The sequence below is a fragment of the Duganella sp. AC237 genome (genome assembly GCF_979254035.1).
On sequence record NZ_CEEDEW010000003.1, the window covers coordinates 967,716 to 987,043 of the forward strand.

Annotated in this window: 17 protein-coding genes; 12 read left to right on the plus strand and 5 right to left on the minus strand. The window is 55.7% G+C overall.

Translation table 11 applies throughout. The annotated features are described in order from the left end of the window. The first annotated feature begins 17 nt into the window (after positions 1-17). The 7 genes from AC0IYS_RS04635 (at position 18) to tnpC (ending at position 4,979) form a co-directional block, all read left to right on the plus strand. The gene (locus AC0IYS_RS04635) at positions 18-596 is read left to right on the plus strand and encodes a hypothetical protein (protein ID WP_471704076.1); all 579 of its coding nucleotides are present in this window, start codon (positions 18-20) and stop codon (positions 594-596) included. A gap of 104 nt (positions 597-700) precedes the next feature. After that, complete coding sequence (locus AC0IYS_RS04640) at positions 701-1,519, plus strand: abortive infection family protein (RefSeq protein ID WP_471704077.1); 819 nt, start codon at positions 701-703, stop codon at positions 1,517-1,519. Positions 1,520-1,591: 72 nt separating this feature from the next. Next, positions 1,592-2,023, plus strand: a complete 432-nt coding sequence (locus AC0IYS_RS04645; protein WP_471704078.1) for a hypothetical protein — start codon at positions 1,592-1,594, stop codon at positions 2,021-2,023. A 124-nt stretch (positions 2,024-2,147) separates the two neighbouring features. Then, on the plus strand, positions 2,148-2,555 hold the full coding sequence (locus tag AC0IYS_RS04650) for a YunG family protein (RefSeq protein ID WP_471704079.1): 408 nt from the start codon (positions 2,148-2,150) through the stop codon (positions 2,553-2,555). Positions 2,556-2,768: 213 nt separating this feature from the next. Continuing rightward, entirely contained in the window at positions 2,769-3,062 is a 294-nt protein-coding gene (tnpA, locus tag AC0IYS_RS04655; RefSeq protein ID WP_471704080.1) for an IS66 family insertion sequence element accessory protein TnpA, read from the plus strand. Continuing rightward, a complete protein-coding gene (gene tnpB, locus AC0IYS_RS04660) occupies positions 3,062-3,403 on the plus strand; it encodes an IS66 family insertion sequence element accessory protein TnpB (protein ID WP_471708794.1) in 342 nt (113 codons plus the stop codon). The genes tnpA and tnpB overlap by 1 nt, the downstream gene beginning before the upstream one ends. A 55-nt stretch (positions 3,404-3,458) precedes the next feature. Further along, entirely contained in the window at positions 3,459-4,979 is a 1,521-nt protein-coding gene (gene tnpC / locus AC0IYS_RS04665) for an IS66 family transposase (protein WP_471704081.1), read from the plus strand. Positions 4,980-5,302: 323 nt separating this feature from the next. On the opposite strand, the gene AC0IYS_RS04670 is transcribed toward tnpC, so the two are convergent. The 5 genes from AC0IYS_RS04670 to czcI form a co-directional block, all read right to left on the minus strand. Next, entirely contained in the window at positions 5,303-6,055 is a 753-nt protein-coding gene (locus AC0IYS_RS04670; RefSeq protein ID WP_471704082.1) for a phosphatase PAP2 family protein, read from the minus strand. Beyond that, positions 6,033-7,712 carry a phosphoethanolamine transferase gene (locus AC0IYS_RS04675; RefSeq protein WP_471704083.1) on the minus strand — a complete coding sequence of 560 codons (1,680 nt, stop codon included), beginning with the start codon at positions 7,710-7,712 and terminating at the stop codon, positions 6,033-6,035. The genes AC0IYS_RS04670 and AC0IYS_RS04675 overlap by 23 nt, the downstream gene beginning before the upstream one ends. Before the next feature lie 214 nt (positions 7,713-7,926). After that, a complete protein-coding gene (locus tag AC0IYS_RS04680; RefSeq protein WP_471704084.1) occupies positions 7,927-8,289 on the minus strand; it encodes a hypothetical protein in 363 nt (120 codons plus the stop codon). Between the two features lie 784 nt (positions 8,290-9,073). After that, on the minus strand, positions 9,074-11,101 hold the full coding sequence (locus AC0IYS_RS04685; RefSeq protein WP_471704085.1) for a heavy metal translocating P-type ATPase: 2,028 nt from the start codon (positions 11,099-11,101) through the stop codon (positions 9,074-9,076). 67 nt (positions 11,102-11,168) lie between these two features. Continuing rightward, a complete protein-coding gene (gene czcI / locus AC0IYS_RS04690; protein WP_471704086.1) occupies positions 11,169-11,516 on the minus strand; it encodes a cation efflux protein, CzcI family in 348 nt (115 codons plus the stop codon). Between the two features lie 217 nt (positions 11,517-11,733). Here czcI and AC0IYS_RS04695 point away from each other — a divergent pair, with 217 nt between their 5' ends. The 5 genes from AC0IYS_RS04695 (at position 11,734) to AC0IYS_RS04715 (ending at position 19,241) form a co-directional block, all read left to right on the plus strand. Beyond that, complete coding sequence (locus tag AC0IYS_RS04695) at positions 11,734-12,072, plus strand: hypothetical protein (RefSeq protein ID WP_471704087.1); 339 nt, start codon at positions 11,734-11,736, stop codon at positions 12,070-12,072. Between the two features lie 108 nt (positions 12,073-12,180). Next, entirely contained in the window at positions 12,181-13,500 is a 1,320-nt protein-coding gene (locus AC0IYS_RS04700; protein ID WP_471704088.1) for a TolC family protein, read from the plus strand. Then, entirely contained in the window at positions 13,497-14,789 is a 1,293-nt protein-coding gene (locus AC0IYS_RS04705; RefSeq protein WP_471704089.1) for an efflux RND transporter periplasmic adaptor subunit, read from the plus strand. Before AC0IYS_RS04700 ends, AC0IYS_RS04705 begins: the two co-directional genes overlap by 4 nt. A 14-nt stretch (positions 14,790-14,803) precedes the next feature. Further along, positions 14,804-17,968, plus strand: a complete 3,165-nt coding sequence (locus AC0IYS_RS04710; RefSeq protein WP_471704090.1) for a CusA/CzcA family heavy metal efflux RND transporter — start codon at positions 14,804-14,806, stop codon at positions 17,966-17,968. Between the two features lie 343 nt (positions 17,969-18,311). After that, positions 18,312-19,241, plus strand: a complete 930-nt coding sequence (locus AC0IYS_RS04715) for a cation diffusion facilitator family transporter (RefSeq protein WP_471704091.1) — start codon at positions 18,312-18,314, stop codon at positions 19,239-19,241. Positions 19,242-19,328 lie beyond the last annotated feature (87 nt).

Here is a 19,328-nt window from a genome sequence, read left to right on the forward strand (position 1 = left end):
CAAGATGAGGGAAAATAATGAAAGACAAAGCGCAATCAGGCTATAAGCCCGTACAGGACGATGTGCTGAAGACTTTGGGCTTTGCGGTAATCGCAGGACAGAGTGTTGAGCGCCTGATGAGCACTTGCCTGACGTTCCCATTGCACGGCGAGACACGGCAGACTGTAGAGCAGGTCCAAGTCATGCTTGAGCGGCATTCGAAAGCCACTTTGGGGCAACTGCTCAATACGCTGCGAAAGCGGGTGGATCTGCATCCCACCTTTGACGAACAGCTGGATCGCTTCCTCCAACATCGCAATGTCATCGCGCATCGTTTACATGATGTGCCCGGCGGTTTAGACCTGCATTCTGATGAAGGACGGGGAAGGCTAAAGGATTTCCTGCTCCAGTACATGGAGGACGGTCACATCGTCAGCATGGTATTGCTGGGCCTGTTGCGTGAATGGGCGCGTCAAGAGGGCATTGAGCTTCCCAACGAACACCATCTAAGCCAGCGAATGCATGACCACCTTGACATCAATGTCGTGCCTAACATGGAGGTCTTGATTAGGTCTAAAGAACGTGGCGCGGAGCCAAATGTCGCAAATGCGAATTAAGTGTCGCACCTTTCCAGGTTCAACCACACACCGTCAGCAATCTGGCAGAAGAAAATTGTGTCAATGAAATACACTAAATATTTTTTGTTTAATGAGCTGTGTTTATGCGCAAGCTGATTCCGGTACCAGTCGTTGCCGCCGTCGCAGAGATACTTTCACAGCGCACCACGCACGCGTCACTGGACAATTTGTTCATGCATGCCGGTGCCCCAGGTGAACCCCCTGAAGGTAGCAAGTGGGTTAAGGCGCAGGAATGGCTACGTCGGGTCAACCGAGATGAAACGGTTCAGCCACTGAGTGTTTTAGGTCGATTAATAGAAACGTACATGGAAGAGGATCCACCTGAGCCCAGTCCGTTTGATGAAGGCCCGCCACGAACCGAAACGGATGACCAAGAAAAAATTCGAAAAGCGCTTGCTCGTTATGATCTTCAGTACGTCCGGGGAGGGTTGATTTCAGGGACGCTTGGCACGCCTTCGAAAGCACTAGAAGACTATATTCGCGACCGCGACCTGCCTGCAATGGATCATGAATTTAGCAGAGCGTTGGCCAATGTCGAGCATAGCCCAAGAGAGGCGGTTTCGGCCGCAAGCAATATTCTTGAGAGCGTTTGCAAGGTCTACATTGCAGAACGAGGTCTTGAGGCGCCGCCAAAACAAGACTTGAAGCCCGTTTGGTCAGTAGTTAGAAAAGACCTTGGATTCGATCCTAGTGTGGTTGAAGATAAGGATCTACAGGTAATTCTTACTGGGCTGTTCGCTATCGTTGAAGGAATCGGCGCGCTGAGAACGCATACCAGTTCTGCTCATGGTGCCGGTAAGAAACAATACAAACTTCAGCCTAGACATGCCCGTTTGGCAATTCACAGCGCTCATACAGCAGCCTTGTTCATTTTGGAGTCTTGGGAGAAGAAGGTTTCGTGACCTAGCTGGTGGGGGATGAAAACGGCCAAAAGCGGATCCACCGGTGGCGAAAATTGATGAAAGATGCGAAATATGGCGGCTGTAATATTGTTAGCTGAAGAAATTGCTGAGCGGCAGCTACTGGCGGCAATTCGACTTTGGCACGAAGGAGACTACGTTTCTGCGATTACTCTCGCTGGCGCAGCGGAGGAAATACTCGGAAAACGCCTGCGAAAAAAGGGAAAAGAGCCATCTTTCGATAACATAAAGAGTGCAATTATGGCGTTGTCGCAGACGCTTGTTGACGAAAATCAAAAAACCGAGAAAATAGTCGGTGATTTACTGAACCAGACCAAAAATGAACTGAAGCATTACTCTGGTGATGACCATTTAGAATTTGATTTGTTAGAAGACTCTATCGAACTACTCGAGCGTGCAATAACAAATTATCAGATGCTTACTGGAGTCATCCACAATGAGATGATTTCATTCTGGGCAGCTATCGATGGTACTGGTAAATTATGACTATATCCATCCAACGATTGGCTCGAGCTGCCATTTGGGACAATGCCAGTAAGCGGCCAAAAGCGGACCCAGCTTATTTCGATTTTATGGCATCTTCGGCCAAGAGCATTGATAGGAATGGACAATGAACGCGCACTGTCGAGATTTTATGCTGCGCCTTCGAGAAGCGCTAACTGCTTCCTGGGACAAACAAACCGCTTATCTTGAAATCGAAGAAATAGGAAACCCAGCACTTGGGCAGTGCTATCCAACGTCGAGGGTAGTGCAGCATTACTACCCCGAGACCGAAATTATCAAGGGACAGGTGTGGAGCGGTAAAACTCGCGAGGTACACTTTTGGAATGGGGCTCGCATCGGGGAGAAGTGGTATCACATTGACCTGACTTGGCAACAGTTTCCACCTGGTTTTGTTATTCAGGAATTCGCGGTCATCGAGCGTCAGGAGCTGAATGATAGCGAGAGAACGATAATACGCTGCGCGTTGTTGCTAAAACGGGTTGAGGATTACATAAATGCTCGCCCCGAGCGTTGATATTTAGACGCCCCACAACCGACCTTCATCCATCATTCTTGAACCCTTCTCCGAGTATGCCAACCCTCTATACGCTTATTCCCGATGCAGACGCAATTTTGGCACTTCAACCCGAAGAGTTGGCTGGACTCGGGTAAGCGTCCAGCCGTCCCATCTATGAATTCTTAATCGGCACCGCCAAACTATCGCCTCGATCAATACAGGAGGTGGAAGGTGTCAAACAAGGACCGGGAAAAAGTGTGGGAAGAACGTGTGGCGCAGTGGCGGGCCAGCGGACTATCGCAGCGCGCATACGCCATCGAGCAAGGCTTTCCGATCCGGCAGGTAGGCTATTGGGTACGGCGACTGACCAAGTCGCCGGCCGTGCCAGGCTTGTTACCGGTGCGGGTGGCGCCGGCGGCGCCGGCACCAGCGGCGATCAGCCTGCGCAACGAGCGTGGCTGGACCCTGAGCCTGCCGGGCGACGTCCCTGCCGGCTGGCTGGCCGAACTGATGCGCGCGCTGTGATGGAGCTGTTGGCCGATGCGATCTGGCTGGCGACGGCGGCGGTGGACATGCGCACCGGCATCGACGGCTTGTCGCTGCACGTGCAGCAGGCGCTGGGGCGCCCGCCGTGCGACGGCGCGGCCTACGTGTTCGCCAACCGCCGCCGCACGCGCCTCAAGCTGGTGTGCTGGGACGGCACCGGCGTGTGGATGTGCTTGCGCCGCCTGCATCACGGCCAGTTCGTCTGGCCGCAGGCGGACGATGCGTGCTGGCAGATGAGCGCGGAACAATGGCGCTGGCTGGTCGCCGGCGTGGACTGGCAGCGCCTGTCGGCACCGGCGCCAGCCCAGTGGCGCTTGTGACGACGTAAACTGTTTTGCTTGTAAACGTGGAAGGCACCCGGTAAACTGTCGCGCCATGGACCTGCTCAACGAACTCGCCCGCACCGACATCGACCCGGCCCTGCTGGCGCAGGTGCAGGCGCTGTTCGCACAGCAGCAGGCCAAGCTGGCCGAGAAAGATTTCAAGATCACGGCGCTGACCCACGAGCTGGCCTACTACCGCCGGATCCGCTTCGGCAAGGCCAGCGAGGCGCTCGTCGGCGAGCAACGCTTGCTGTTCGAGGAAACGGTCGACACCGACCTGGCCGCCATTGAGGAGGAGCTCGAAGGCCAAGCGCCGGCCAAGCGCCAACGCAAGCGCGCCGGCCGCCAGGCGCTGCCGCCTGAACTGCCGCGCATCGAGCACCGCCACGAGCCCGACTCGTGCCAGTGCGGCCAATGCGGCGCCGACCTGGTCAAGATCGGCGAGGACGTCAGCGAGCAACTGGACGTGGAGCCGGCGCGCTTCTTCGTGCATCGCCACATCCGTCCGCAGTACGCCTGCCGTCCGTGCGAGACGGTGACGGCCGCGCCGATCCCGCCGGCCGTCATCGATGGCGGCATGGCCGCCACCGGCCTGCTGGCGTGGGTCGCCGCCAGCAAGTACCTCGACCATCTGCCGCTGTACCGGATCGAGCAAATCGCCGCGCGCCAAGGCGTGCCGCTGGCGCGTTCGACCTTGGCCGAGTGGATCGGACACATCGGCGTGGCCTTGCAGCCGCTGGCCGACCGGCTCGCCGAACTGCTGCGGCAACACGACTGCCTGCACGCCGACGAAACCCCGGTGCGCCAACTCGATCCCGGCAGCGGCAAGACCCGCCACGCCTACCTGTGGGCCTACCGCTCCGGCGCGCATGACGACGGGCCGCCCATCGTCGTGTTCGACTACCAGACCAGCCGCGCCGGCACCCATGCGCGCGCCTTCCTGCATGGCTGGCGCGGCCATCTGATGGTGGACGATTACGTGGGCTACAAGGCCCTGTTCGTCGACGGCCCCACCGAACTGGCCTGCCTGGCCCATATCCGTCGTAAATTCTTCGACGTGCACGCCGCCAGCGGCAGCCCCGTCGCCGAGGAGGCGTTGCGCCGCATCGCGGCGCTATACGCGATCGAGCAGCAAGGCGCGGGGCTCGATCCGCCGCAACGCCGGGCGCTGCGCGAACGATTGGCCATGCCGGCGCTGGCCGAACTGCATGCCTGGTTGCTTGCCACCCAGCGCGCCGTCGCCGCCGGCAGCGGCACGGCCAAGGCCGTCGACCATGCGCTCAAGCGCTGGCCGGCGCTGGAGCGCTATGCCGGCTCGGGCACGCTGCCGATCGACAATAATCCGGTCGAAAACGCCATCCGTCCCATTGCCATCGGCAAAAAGAACTGGTTGTTCACCGGCTCGGAGCGGGCGGGCCATCGTGCCGCCGCCATCCAGAGCCTGTTCGCCACCGCCAAGCTCAACGGACTAGATCCGGCGCGCTGGCTGGCGACTGTTTTGGAACGTCTCCCGACGTGCCCCAACAGCCAGATCGACTCGCTGTTGCCATTTCCGGACTTTATCCAAACCTAAGCACGCTGCATAGGTGGGGCCGCTGGCCGCTTACGGAAAGTCCGCAGCAAAGATGCGAGCTACAGAAGTCGCGTAAGCCATCGACATCGACATCGTCAGCGATGGCGATGGCGAACAATATCGTCAGCTTGCCGCGCCCCGCGCGCTGAAGGCTCGGACAGCCGCTACACGGAACCTCGAACGCGTGGACATGCGCCCATAGGGCCGCGCAGCAACTGGCCCGCGACAAAAGGCAGCAGTAGCAGAAGTTAAAAAATGATGGAGCCTCGCTAGGCTCGGCCAGCTTGAGCTCCCTCGAAAAGTCATAGGCGTATATCAGGCTGTCATATGAGAGGCGCGTTGGAATCGGTTGAGTGGTTGGTGACCGCCACACGCTTCCTAATCCACTGGAAGAGCAAGTCGACGATGAGGACTGTGATCCACATTGACCAAAGGGTATGGGTGAGGAAGTGCGCGCCTCGGAGTTGCTGTATCCACCCGACGGCAAAACCGAACATCAGCAGCGCGCATGCAACGGCGGCCGCTTTGCGTGGTCGATCGGGAAGCCAGAACACCGCCAGTGCAGCGAGCCACAGAGCGCTGGATGCATGGCCGGCAGGCAGGCAATTACCAGCGGAAACTCCGCCAGGCACCAGTTCCAGAAGCCTGACGAAGGGAGCGTCGCCGCCATAGCGCTGCAAATCCCAAGGGCAGTGAGAGCTGCTAAATTGCTTCAGTGTGCTAATGACCAACGGCACGCTGATCGCCGACAACGCCAGCACGCGCATGCCAATGCGTGTACTGGCACGCCAAGCAACGAAAGGCCGAATCCGATCCCATGTCGCTACTGCGATCACACCGATGGCGGCGACGATCAATGTACCTTTGAGCAGAACGTGATTGAAGCGCTCTGCAAACCATGCGTGGCGCCAGGGGAAGGTTCCACTAGCCCGATCAAACATGGCATCAGCCAAGTTCAGATCGATGTTTGTGTAGTTGCCAATCCATAGGATTAACAGCGCCGACACCAAGAGTAGCTTCTGGACGGGCCGGATGGATTGGAAACGGTTAACGCTACTTAGGAACAGTGCAGGCATTGAACAAATCCAGTTCAGGTTTATAGACTTTGGTTTTGATGTTCATCATCCCGAGCACCGAATGGAAGACGTTGTCATGTGAGTATTTCTGACCTCGCCGGGATACCAGGCATTCTCGCTCGATGCCGAAGCGCTCGCTATAGCCGTCGTCAAACCAGAGCATCATCGGTACATGCCGCTGCTCCTCTGGCGACATGACGTAAGGTGCGCCGTGCAAGTACATATTTTTCTCCCCCAGCGACTCGCCGTGATCAGAGAAGTACAGCATGGCGGTGTCGACGTCATCTTCGGCGCCGGCTGTGCGTAGCAGATCAATGGTCTTGCTCAGGAAATAGTCGGTATATGCAATGGTGTTGTCATAGGCTGCGACGATGGATTCGCGCGAGCATTTTCCAACTTCATTGGTAGTGCATACCGGGCCAAATCGTTGGAACTCGGCTGGATACCGGTTTCTGTAGGCGGGGCCGTGACTGCCTTTCTGGTGGAGCACGATGACTATGTCTCGCTTGGCATTGCGGATAACCCCGGGCAGACCTTGCAGAAGCCGTTCGTCGAAGCATTCATCTGTATTGCAGAACGGTTCACCTGGTGTAGGACGAGATAGGTCCTCGTAAGAGATTCTGTCGCATACACCCTTGCAGCCGGAGTTATTGTTACGCCACAAGACATCAATGCCAGCGTAGCTGATGACATCCAGTAAGCCCTCCTGAGATCTAGCCTTTCCATCAGAATAATCCTCGCGGGTAAAGCCGGAGAAAACACATGGTAGTGAGACTGCAGTAGCCGTCCCACACGATTGGACCTGCGTGAAATTTATTAGCCCATCTTGTTTGGCTAATAATGGGTTCGTGTCGCGTTCGTAGCCGTTGAGCGAAAAGTTCATTGCGCGCGCTGTCTCCCCGACCACGATGACGGTAACAGTGCGGCGTTTTTGACCAGCCCACAATTTCCCTTTGGACGCATCGGTACCTAACGGCATCACGACCAGCGGCTTTTCGAACTTGCGTCGAACGAACGTCTTACTTGCATGGAGTACGTTGGTGGGCGTGAGCAGGAAGCGCATCTGTCGGTTCTCCCGCACGGCAGGCGCCAGTGTTTTGAAGAACGACATGAGCAAGACTGCAGCGAGGAACGTAGAAAGCAGCAAAAAGCCTGTATTGGTTAATACCGCGCGCGCCATCGACGGGTACTGAACTTTGATGCAATAGATCAGAACCGACGGGAAGACGCCGAGCAGGCCTATCGTCAGAAAAAGGTTCAAACTTAACAGGTCTGTGGCTTCACGTACATCGGTCTCGAATACGTTCTGAAGCATCGATGCGTCAATGGCGATGCCATACTGATCAATGAAGTAGCTCGCCGAGGCGGCCAGCATGAATAGCACGATCAATACCGGCTTGAGCACAAAACGAAAGCTGGCCATGCACAAGAATGCATTGAAAATGAATACGAGTGCAGCAAACGAACCAAGATATAGCGGAACGTGGGACAGTTGCGCACCACCGGTTGCGGCAATAAATAGCCTCCAAAAACTCTGGTTGTACAACAGCACCAACAACGTTGCGCTGGCCAGCGTCAGCTGCCACGGGCGCGTGCCGGGAAGTCGGAATTGCACGATAGCCGCTTGCGGAAAAAAATTCTGGATAGCGGGAATCATCGCATCGCCTCCCTAGCGCATATGAGCTGACGCAAGGTGTTGAGACGATGCCCTAAAGTGCAGCGATGTAGAGGCGTCCCAGATGAAGCACTGGTATGAATGTGAAACAGATGCATGGAATTCTCCGTTAAATTAAAGGAAGAATTCGGCGGGATACATTAACTACGCAAAGCTGCCTGAGCTGAATATAAACGTGTGATGATCGACGCCGAACTTAAGCGGCGCGAATCCATTTGGGACGCTCTGGGAGACTGAAATATGGACAGGAAGGAGCAAGTTCTGCGGCCTCTACATGCGAGAGAAGCGATTCATTGAATGATGGTGAACATTGCGCATCGCCTGTACCAAGCGATCCATGGTGGCTACAGGTAGCACAATCGGCGTGCTGTGCTGACTTCTTTGTGGACGATGATTTATCCGTAATTGACTTCGCATCGTCAGTCTTGTGTTCATGTTCATGATGGCCGAAATGGTTAGCGCCTACCCCCTGCTCATGCATGCAATAGGCGGTCACTGTCGCCCAGCTCAACTGGCCGGCGATCGCGATGATCAACATGACGACAAAGCGCTTGAACATATAAAAGTGCAAACCTATCCCTGGGCATGAGCGCCCGATTAGTTCGTGCTACCGCAATGGCGGGATGGACGAACCAGTGCACCGGGGCCTAGAGCCCTGGAGATGTTAATAGCGACTTGTGCGCGTATGCGCATCCCCATGCGCAGGCATTGAAGCCCACAGCCATAACGAGTGCGTGCTTAAATCAACTTGTGAGCGAAAATCGGCGGCGCACTCTCTTCTTGCCCACAAGGGCTTCGGCACGACTTCAATGAAGGCTAGAAAGACGGAATGCTGCCGGAATCAGGCGACGTTATGCCACTGTGGGCGCTCTGGAGGGGGGGCAAAGGAGGAGGATGGATGAACGACATTCTCCATTGGGGCAATGCTCGCCAATAAAGGATGAAAAACGCTTTCGGCGACACCGTCGTGTGAATGAACACCGTGGGCGCAGACCGAACAATGGGTATGAGCGGCAGTCTTTTTCGAGAGGTTTGGCTTATCTTGGGAAGCGTCTTCGTTACTGTCGGGCGCGGCTGCATGCTGATGGTGACCGAAGTGTTGAGGCCCCTGTCCTGCTTCGTGCAGACAATAGGCGGTGACCGCACTCCAGCTCAACTGAAGTGCGATCACTGTCATCAACAAGTAAAGAAATCTACGGGCCATTGGGCTAGTATAACATGGCAATTTCGGCGTAGTGAAAAAGTAAGCCAATATCTACAAGGCTCGCCGCGATGTTGCCAATGTTTATCTAATTGCAGTTTTCCTTCCGATATCATTCAAGATATCAAAGATAAGTCTACTTTCACGTATTGCTGGTCCTATCCTGATAAGCCAACAAGCGCAAGGCGTTGACTACCACAATGAGAGTGGAACCTTCATGAAATAGCACTGCTGTGCCGATGTTGAGCCCGAAGATCGTCGCGGGAATGAGAACTGCCACCACGCCCAGGCTGACCCACAAATTCTGTTTGATGATGCGGCTGGTTTGTCGTGATAGGCCCACGACAAATGGCAGCTGGCTCAGATCGTCCCCCATCAATGCTACATCGGCCGCTTCCAACGCGACATCAGAGCCGGCGGCGCCCATGGCGATGCCGACAGTCGAATTGGCCATGGCCGGTGCATCGTTGACCCCATCACCTACCATGGCAACCTTGCCGTGGTCTTTACGTAGTTGCTTGATGGCGTCGACCTTTTGCTCCGGCATCAGATCGCCTTTAGCCTCTGTCAGGCCAACTACTTTGGCAACGGCATCAGCAACTTTCTGGTTGTCTCCCGAGATCATAATCAATCGTTCAATTCCCAGTGAGCGCAGCCTAGTCATCACATTGGCCGCAACGTCCCGTGGCGTATCCATCACGCCGATCACACCCAGGTACCTATCGCCTTTCAGCACCACCATAGTGGTACGGCCTTCGATCATGAGTTGCGTATTTGCTTGCTCTTGCTCGACAGGTAGTTTTGCGCCATTAAACTCGGAGAAGAAGACAGGCTTGGCGATATAGACCGTTTCACCGTCTACCATGGCCTGAATACCGCGGCCCGTAATACTTTTGACGTCCTGGGCGGAGGGGAGCGATGCGTTTTTACCTAGGCGCTCCTGCGCTCCTTCCACCAGTGCCGACGCCAATGGGTGATCGCTATGCGATTCGACCGCCGACACCAATGCAAGCAGCTCCGATTCGGTGACGCCGGCCGCCGGTACGACATCGGTGAGCTTGGGCTTACCCTCGGTTAAAGTGCCGGTTTTATCAAATGCGATCGAGGTCAATGTGCCGAGATTTTCCAGAGGGCCGCCGCCTTTAACCAGCACACCGCTGCGTCCCGCGCGCGCCACGCCCGATAGTACGGCACTGGGAACGGAGATGGCCAGTGCGCACGGACTGGCGGCAACGAGCACAGCCATTGCACGATAGAAGCTTTCGCTGAAGGACTCGTCCACTACAACAAAGGCGAACATCAGCAATGCGACGATGCCCAGCACCGAAGGTACGAATATGCGTTCGAATTTATCAGTGAATTGCTGCGTCGGTGAGCGCTGGGCTTCAGCTTCTGCCACCATCTGTACTACGCGCGCCATGACAGATTGTTTTGCCAAGCGAGCGACCATCACCTCGATGGCCCCGGCACCGTTGATCGTGCCGGCAAATACGCGGTTGTTCGCGGCAACCTTGTCGAATGCGGCGATGGCCGCCGTCGCATCGTCAACGGGCTGTTTGTCGACGGGGACGCTTTCTCCTGTTACAGGCGCCTGATCTACGCTGGTCGTCCCTTGCGTCACGACGCCATCGGCCGGCATTCTTTCGTTCGGTTTCACCAAGACGACATCTCCGGCTCGGAGCGTCTCGACGCCTACCACCTCGGTACTGTCTCCCCGTTTGACTGTAGCGGTTTCCGGTGCCAGTTTAGCCAGCGCCTCGATTGCTCTGCGTGCGCGGCCCATCGCAAAATGTTCAAGCGCGTGGCCGAGGCTAAAGAGAAATAGCAGCAGCGCGCCTTCAGCCCATTCGCCAAGCGCTGCGGCGCCGGCAGCGGCAACAAGCATGAGTGTGTCAATTTCAAAGCGGCGCGCAAGGAGGTTTTGGATTGCCTCCTTGGTGGTGAAAAAGCCGCCAAAGAAATAGGCGCTTATATAGAGGCAAAGGGCCAGCCATCCTGGGCCGAACTGATTTTTTTCTGCCACCCAACCGGCCAAGAGGAGCGCGCCAGTCAATCCAACGAAAACAAGCTCTGCCTTCTCTCCTAGAAAGCCGTTGTGATTGTGTTCATTGCCCGCGCCATCGTTTTTATCATGGCTGTGATCATGCCCGTCCTTATCATCATGTTTCATGTGCAATCCTTCATCAATTCAAACTGGTGTGTTTACAGCACGACGGACGCGGCTGCGGCATTGCAATTCAAACCAGGATGAAGCGATCAGGACGTAGAGGGCACTCAGAGATATGAGATGTGTAGCTCACGGCTGCGGCAGGGGCAACGATTTCACCTGGGGTGAACCCCAATGCATCCGAGGGCTGACTAAATAGCGCAAAACCTGCGCCATGACAGGCGCCGCAGTCGGGGTGTGACTTGACAGACTTAGCATTGGATTGGCTCTTTTCAGCGCTATCCTGATGTTGGTGCGCGTGATGACCGAAATGCATTGCGGCGCTTCCCGACTCATGACGACAATAGTCCCCTGCAGCCGCCCAGGAGAACTGGAATGGCACAATAATTAACAGGAAAATCAACAGTATTCGTCGCATGGAGTAATAGTAGCATGATGCTAAATCGGAAGACTGTACGACAGTTCACATCCAACCCACTATGGCACTATGTGGCAAGATTGCCTTTAGGTACGTGCTTTACTAATTGCAAACCTTTAAGCAACGACAGTTGGAATAGCTAAAAATTTTCTGCACACAACAAATTAAAACGCACTCATCATGTTATAGTGCAGCCATGGCCCGTCGAACCCTCATCATGCTAATTGCCCTACTCGCGCTGCAGTTCAGCTGGAGCGTGGTGGCAGTCTATTGCACACATGAGACGGGCAGAGCAGCAAATCATTTCGGCCATCACCCTGACGCCAGCGCCGTGGATGATGTGGCTTCGGTGCTGAAAGAAAAGCCGTCGGACGCGAAGAAGTCGTCGGTCCATTCACATTGCTCTTCCTGCGCTCACGGCACTTTGTCGATCAGTAGCTTTGAAGATATATCGCATCCGCACTTCGCTGAAGCTGCTCCGGTTTCTACCGATATCGTCCTTTCCTCTTACTACATTGCTCCTCCTGAGCGCCCTCAATGGGTAGTCGCCGCTTAACTCCGGCGGTTAGTGTAGTTCTCTTTATAGTTATGTGATCTTTGCCTGAATTTAGGCAGATTGCTGCACGCCGTCGGATTTCTTCGTTTCTTAATTTCGGAGTTATTCATGCAATCCAGACATTTAGTCATGGGCGCGGCTGTACTATTTGCGCAGCTTATCCCATTTAGTGCCCAAGCAGTTGGGCAGCAATCCCCCGCGTATGTTGCCGGCGAGCGTATGCAAACAATTGATACGAGCAATGCACCATTAACGTTGGAACAAGCCATCTCCATGGCTCTGGCCACCAGCCCTGAACTGCGTTCGGCCGCCCAAAGTGTGGCGATCGCCGAAGGCGCGCGTGTACAGGCCGGCCTGTTTCCTAATCCGGAGATTTCCCTGCTGCGTGAAGGCATGTCCTCGACCAGCGGGCGTACCGATACCTATCAACTAAGCCAGGCCCTTGAACTGGGTGGAAAACGTGGCGCCCGCATCAAGCTGGCAGACCAGGATCGCATCCTCGCGCTTGGCGACGTCACTGTCGGCAAGGCCGATCTACGCGCCGATGTCATCGCTGCCTTCTTGGAAGCCATCACGGCGCAAGAGCACGTGACGCTGGCCAAAGAATCGCTGAGCCTCGCCGGCAAGGCTACAAGCGCCGCTAGCCGTCGTGTAGCAGCTGGCAAGATCTCTCCACTTGAGAAAACCCGTTCCAGCGTGGTCGAGGCGGGCGCGCGGCTGGAGCTGTCGCAAGCGCTGGCTGACGCGACGTTGGCCAAACGGCGCTTAGCCGCTTTGTGGGGGAGCACCGAGCCTGAGAAGCGGCCTTTACAGACCCCCGACATTGATTTGGCTGCGATTCCGCCTTTGGCGGAACTGCAGTCACGTCTGGACACGTCGCCACAGATGCAACGAGCGAAAATACAGATCGCACGCCAAGAATCACAGGTCAATCTCGCCAAAGCTGATCGCATTCCCGATCTGACCGTGACGCTCGGTCAGAAGAAGGACCGCATGACAAATGTCTCGCAGACGGTGGTTGGCCTGGCTATTCCCTTACCGCTGTTCAACCGCAACCAGGGCAATTTATTGTCTGCCCTACGCAGTGTAGACAAGGCCAGGACTGACGCTGAGGTCGAATACCTAAGGGCAAGCCAGGCGATCGCCGACGCCCATCAGCGTGCATCGGTCGCGCAAGAGCAGATCGATAGCATGCGAAAGGAAATTCTCCCTGCTGCGCAAAGCGCCTTCGATGCGGCGGTGACCGGCTTCGAGTTGGGCAAGTTCGGTTTTATTGATGTGCTCGATGCGCAGCGCACTCTGTTCCAGAGTCGCGCTCAGTATTTGAGCGCGCTATCGGCTCGCTATCGCTCTCTGGCCGATCTGCAGCGCTACACCGCTGTGGATGACAACGCAGGCTCCATCCCGACCTACAGGAATGCAAAATGAATTTTAATATCGACAAACAATCTATAAAGCCTGCGCTGGTCATCGTGCTGATCGGCATCGTCTTGGCCGCAATCATCATGTTCTGGAAAAAAGACGCAGGTAATGGCGCCGCTACCGAAGCGCCGCGCGCAGAAGAAGGCAAGGAAAGTAGTCACGCTGAGAAGGAAGGTGGTCACGCTGAGAAGGAAGGTGGTCACGCTGAGAAGGAAGGTGGCCACGCTGAAAAGGAAGGCGGTAAGGAAGGAGATCACGCTGACGAAGAAGGCGTTATCAAGCTCAACGTTCAGCAACTCCAGACCGCTGGCATTACTGTTGCGAAGGCCGCGCCGGCAACTATGGGCAATGTAATGCAGTTGCCAGGTGAAGTGCGCTTTAACGAAGACCTGACCGCGCACATCGTACCGCGCACACCAGGTGTAGCCGAGGCGGTATCAGCCGACCTTGGACAGTCCGTCAAAAAAGGGCAGGTGCTTGCTGTTATCTCCAGCCCTGCGCTGGCTGACCTGCGCAGTGCTTCGCTCGCGGCGCAAAAACGCCTTGGCCTGGCGCAACTGACTTATCAGCGGGAGAAGAAGCTGTGGGAAGACAAAATCTCGGCAGAGCAAGACTATTTGCAGGCGCAGACCGCATTGCGTGAGGCCGAGATCGAAGCGCAGAGTGCGAAATCAAAACTCTCCGCATTGGGTGCGGGTGAAGGTGATGGCACACTCAACCGCTATGTGCTGCGCGCGCCGTTCAACGGCGTGGTGGTGGAAAAGCATATTGCACAAGGTGAAGCTGTTAAGGAAGATGCCAATGTGTTTTTGCTGTCGGACCTGTCGAGCGTCTGGGTTGAAATTATTGTGACGCCAAAGGATCTTGAAACTGTGCGTGTTGGCGAAACTGTACGGATTACTACCGCAGCGAACGATACTAGCGCAACGGGCAAGGTCAGCTACGTGGGTAACCTACTCGGTGAGCAAACCCGTACTGCCAAGGCGCGGGTAGTCATCACCAATCCAAATCTGGCATGGCGCCCAGGTCTCTTCGTCAACGTAGCGGTGCTGCGTGGCGAGAAGAACGTGCCGGTCGCTGTCGCGGCTGATGCGGTGCAAACGGTCGAAGGAAAAACGGTGGTGTTCGTCAAGGTCGACAAGGGCTTCAAGATGCAGCCAGTGAAGACCGGCGACAACGACGGGAAGCTAGTTGAGATCGTTGGTGGTCTGTCCGCTGGTACTACGTATGCCGCATCGAGCAGCTATGTCTTGAAAGCCGAACAGGGCAAAGGCACTGCAGGCCATGACCACTGATCGGGGAACCAGACATGTTTGAACGTATCATACAATTTGCCATCGGCCAGAGATGGCTGATCATGCTGGCGGTGATCGCCATGGCCGCCATTGGTGTCTACAGTTATCAGAAGCTGCCAATCGACGCCGTGCCGGACATCACCAACGTCCAGGTACAAATTAATACCAGTGCCAGCGGCTATTCGCCGTTGGAGGTTGAACAGCGCGTAACCTTCCCAATTGAAACGGTGATGGCCGGCCTGCCGAATCTTGAGCAGACCCGGTCGTTGTCGCGCTATGGCCTGTCCCAGGTAACGGTGATCTTTAAGGATGGTACCGATATCTATTTCGCTCGGCAATTAGTGAACCAGCGTATACAAGAAGCAAGGGACAAGCTGCCTGCTGGGGTTGCTCCAATGATGGGCCCGATCTCGACCGGCTTGGGAGAAATCTATCTCTGGACCGTGGAAAGCGAGCCCAACGCAAAAAAAGCGGACGGCACCCCATACACGCCGACTGACCTGCGCGAGATCCAAGACTGGATCATTAAGCCACAGTTGCGTCAGGTCCCTGGCGTTACCGAGATCAACTCCATTGGCGGCTTTGCCAAGGAGTACCATATCACGCCTGATCCTGTGAAGCTGAGCTCTTATGGGCTGACGCTGAAAGACGTGGTTGCATCGATCGACCGTAACAATAATAACGTCGGCGCCGGCTACATTGAGCGCAAGGGGGAGCAGTTCCTGATCCGCGCGCCGGGCCAGGTTCGTACACTGGAAGACATACGCAACACTATCCTCAATAATGTGCAGGGTGTGCCGATTCGTATCCGCGACGTAGCGGAAGTGGCAATCGGACGAGAGCTGCGTACTGGCGCCGCAACGGAGAACGGCCGCGAGGTCGTGCTCGGCACGGTCTTCATGCTGATCGGTGAGAACAGCCGTGTGGTATCGCAGGCTGTCTCGAAGAAAATGGTAGAGGTCAACCGTACGTTGCCGACGGGCGTCAAGGCTATCCCGGTTTATGACCGTACCGTGTTGGTCGACAAAGCCATCAACACCGTCAAGAAAAATCTTCTTGAGGGTGCGATTCTGGTGATCATTATCCTTTTCCTCTTCCTTGGTAATATCCGCGCGGCACTCATCACCGCGATGGTCATCCCATTGGCGATGCTCTTTACCTTTACTGGTATGGTGCAGTACAAGGTCAGCGCCAACCTCATGAGTCTCGGTGCGTTGGACTTCGGCATCATCATTGACGGCGCCGTCGTGATCGTCGAAAACTGCGTTCGCCGCCTGGCACATGCTCAGGAACACCTGAAACGCCAGCTTACCTTGCGTGAGCGATTCGATGAAGTGTTTGCTGCGGCAAAAGAGGCACGCCGCCCACTGTTGTTTGGTCAGCTGATCATTATGGTCGTGTACCTGCCGATCTTCGCCCTGACGGGCGTAGAGGGCAAGATGTTCCACCCGATGGCTTTCGCTGTTGTCGCAGCGCTCTTGGGCGCAATGATACTGTCGATGACCTTCATCCCTGCTGCTGTTGCCCTGTTCATCGGCAAGCGCGTAGCGGAGAAAGAGAATCGTCTGATGGTGTGGGCAAAGAATGCCTACGAGCCGCTGTTGGAAAAAGTCATGCGCAGCGGTACTGCGGTGCTGACCGGTTCGGTGGTATTGATCGTATTGTGCGGTTTGCTGGCCACACGCATGGGCAGTGAGTTTATTCCAAACCTGAACGAAGGAGACATAGCCATACAGGCGTTGCGGATCCCTGGCACCAGCCTCACTCAGTCGCTGGAAATGCAGAAGAAGCTAGAAGCAGGATTGAAAGCGAAATTCCCTGAAATTGACCGTATATTTGCTCGTACCGGTACCGCGGAGATCGCTTCGGACCCAATGCCGCCGAACATTTCGGATGGCTACATCATGTTCAAGCCTGAATCAGAATGGCCAAAGCCGAAGAAGACTCGTGACGAGCTGGTCGCAGAAATCAAGGAAGAAGCAGAGAATTATGTAGGTAACGCCTACGAGTTTTCACAGCCAATTCAGTTGCGTTTCAATGAGCTGATTTCCGGTGTTCGTAGTGACGTTGCAGTAAAGGTTTACGGCGACGACATGGACGTGCTAGCGAAAACCGGTCAGGAAATTGCCGAGGTACTTCAGCGCGTGCCAGGTGCGACCGAGGTCAAGGTTGAGCAAACTGGCGGGCTCCCGATGCTCACAGTCAAGATCGATCGTGAAAAGACAGCGCGTTACGGTCTGAACATCGGCGACGTGCAGGAAGCGCTGGCCATTGCCACTGGTGGCCGCGAAGCCGGCATCATGTTTGAAGGCGATCGCCGGTTCGACATCCTGGTGCGTATGCCGGAAGTCATGCGTAGCGACTTGGACGCGCTACGTCGTCTGCCAATTTCATTGCCTGTGCCGGCAGGTGCGGCAACATCGTTCATTCCATTGGGCGAAGTGGCAATGCTGGAATTCGCGCCTGGTCCAAACCAGATTAGTCGCGAGAACGGCAAGCGGCGTATCGTCATCAGTGCCAACGTATCCGGCCGTGACATCGGTAGCTTTGTGCCCGAGGCCGAGCAGGCCATCGCCAAGAGCGTGAAGATCCCATCAGGCTACTGGACCACGTGGGGCGGTACTTTCGAACAGCTTCAGTCGGCAACCCAGCGCCTGCAAATCGTCGTGCCGCTGGCCTTGTTCCTCGTATTCACCCTGTTGTTCGTCATGTTTAATAACGTGAAAGATGGCTTGTTGGTGTTCACAGGCATTCCATTCGCGCTGACCGGCGGCATCATCGCCTTGTCGATGCGGGGCATCCCGATGTCGATCTCTGCGGCAGTGGGCTTCATCGCTTTGTCAGGTGTAGCCGTGCTGAACGGCTTGGTGATGATCTCCTACATCCGGTCCCTGCGCGAAGAGGGAATGGCTTTGGATAAGGCAGTCGTGATAGGCGCGCTGACTCGTCTGCGCCCGGTACTGATGACCGCCCTGGTCGCCTCCCTAGGCTTCGTACCAATGGCGCTTGCCACCGGTACCGGCGCCGAAGTACAGCGCCCGTTGGCGACAGTAGTTATCGGCGGCATCTTGTCGTCGACGGCATTGACCTTGCTGGTACTTCCTCTGCTATACCGCCTCATGCACCGAAACGACGAAGTGAAGGAGCCAGTCGCCGATGACGCACAGACCGTTCACTAACCCAAACTAATTCACGACTGAAAGCGGCCGGCAACTATCGGCCGGCTCTACCGGCTCGCTGTAATGCGAGCCGGCGGGGTTCCTCACGCCTAAAAAACGTGTCACCAAACGAGGATATTCATTATGACTTCTGATTCGGCGGTACACGATAAGCTTCAGCCTTACTTGGTATACGGCTCTATTGTGATGCTTCTGGTTCTAGCGGGCTTCATTTTCTGGCTTAACTACAGTTACAAGCGGCGGCTTAAGAAGAGCAGAAAGCCGCATCTGGACCTGGTCACCCCTTCGCCGAAGCCTCACGGCCACCGGCGCCACAAGAAACCTAGAAAGTAAAGGAGCGACAATGAGTTCCAGTCACGCGAACGACGGCACCGAAGGGAAAAACGAACGCCCCCTGTGGATTGCATTGATACTCACCACTACGTTCCTGATAGCCGAGGTCGTGGGAGGCGTAATGACAAATAGTCTTGCGCTAATATCCGACGCTGCCCATATGTTCACAGATTCCGCCGCACTGGCGGTGTCATTGGCGGCCATTCGCATCGGCAAACGCGCGGCGGATAATTTGCGTACCTTTGGCTATTACCGCTTTGAGATCCTGGCTGCGGCATTCAATGCAGTGCTGTTGTTCATGGTGGCGATGTACATCTTGTACGAAGCCTATCAGCGAATCAACAACCCGCCCGAAATTCAGACCAGTGCGATGTTAATTGTAGCAACATTGGGCCTGGCAATTAATCTTATCAGCATGCGTCTGCTGGCCAACGACAAGGACAAGAGCCTCAACGTCAAAGGTGCCTATTTGGAGGTGTGGAGCGACATGCTCGGGTCGGTCGGTGTCATCGCCGGCGCAATTATCATCCGGGTCACAGGCTGGCCATGGGTTGATTCAGCCATTGCGGTGCTGATCGGCCTGTGGGTATTGCCACGTACCTGGACTCTTCTCAAGGAAAGTATGAATATCCTCTTGGAAGGTGTACCGGACGGCTTAGACCTCATCAAGATAGCAGACACCTTGGGTAAAATCCATTGCGTGTCCAGCATCCATGAGCTTCACGTCTGGGCGATCACGAGTGGCAAAGCCAGTCTGACAGCGCACGTTGTGACGCAGTTAGAGACGGCTGGGCAACAGGTACTACTGAGCAAGATACGCGAGTCGATGGCGCAGCAGTTCAACATCCACCATATAACGATCCAGTTTGAGACGACACCGTGCGTTGATGGCGATCACAGCTTTGGTCCACAAGCTGCTCAACCTGGGAGCACGCAATGAGGCCCCAATCTGCATTGACGCCCAGCGGTGACGCCCTGCAGTCACAGATCCAGGAAACCCCTCAACGAGTTAGTCGTCCTGAAGCTA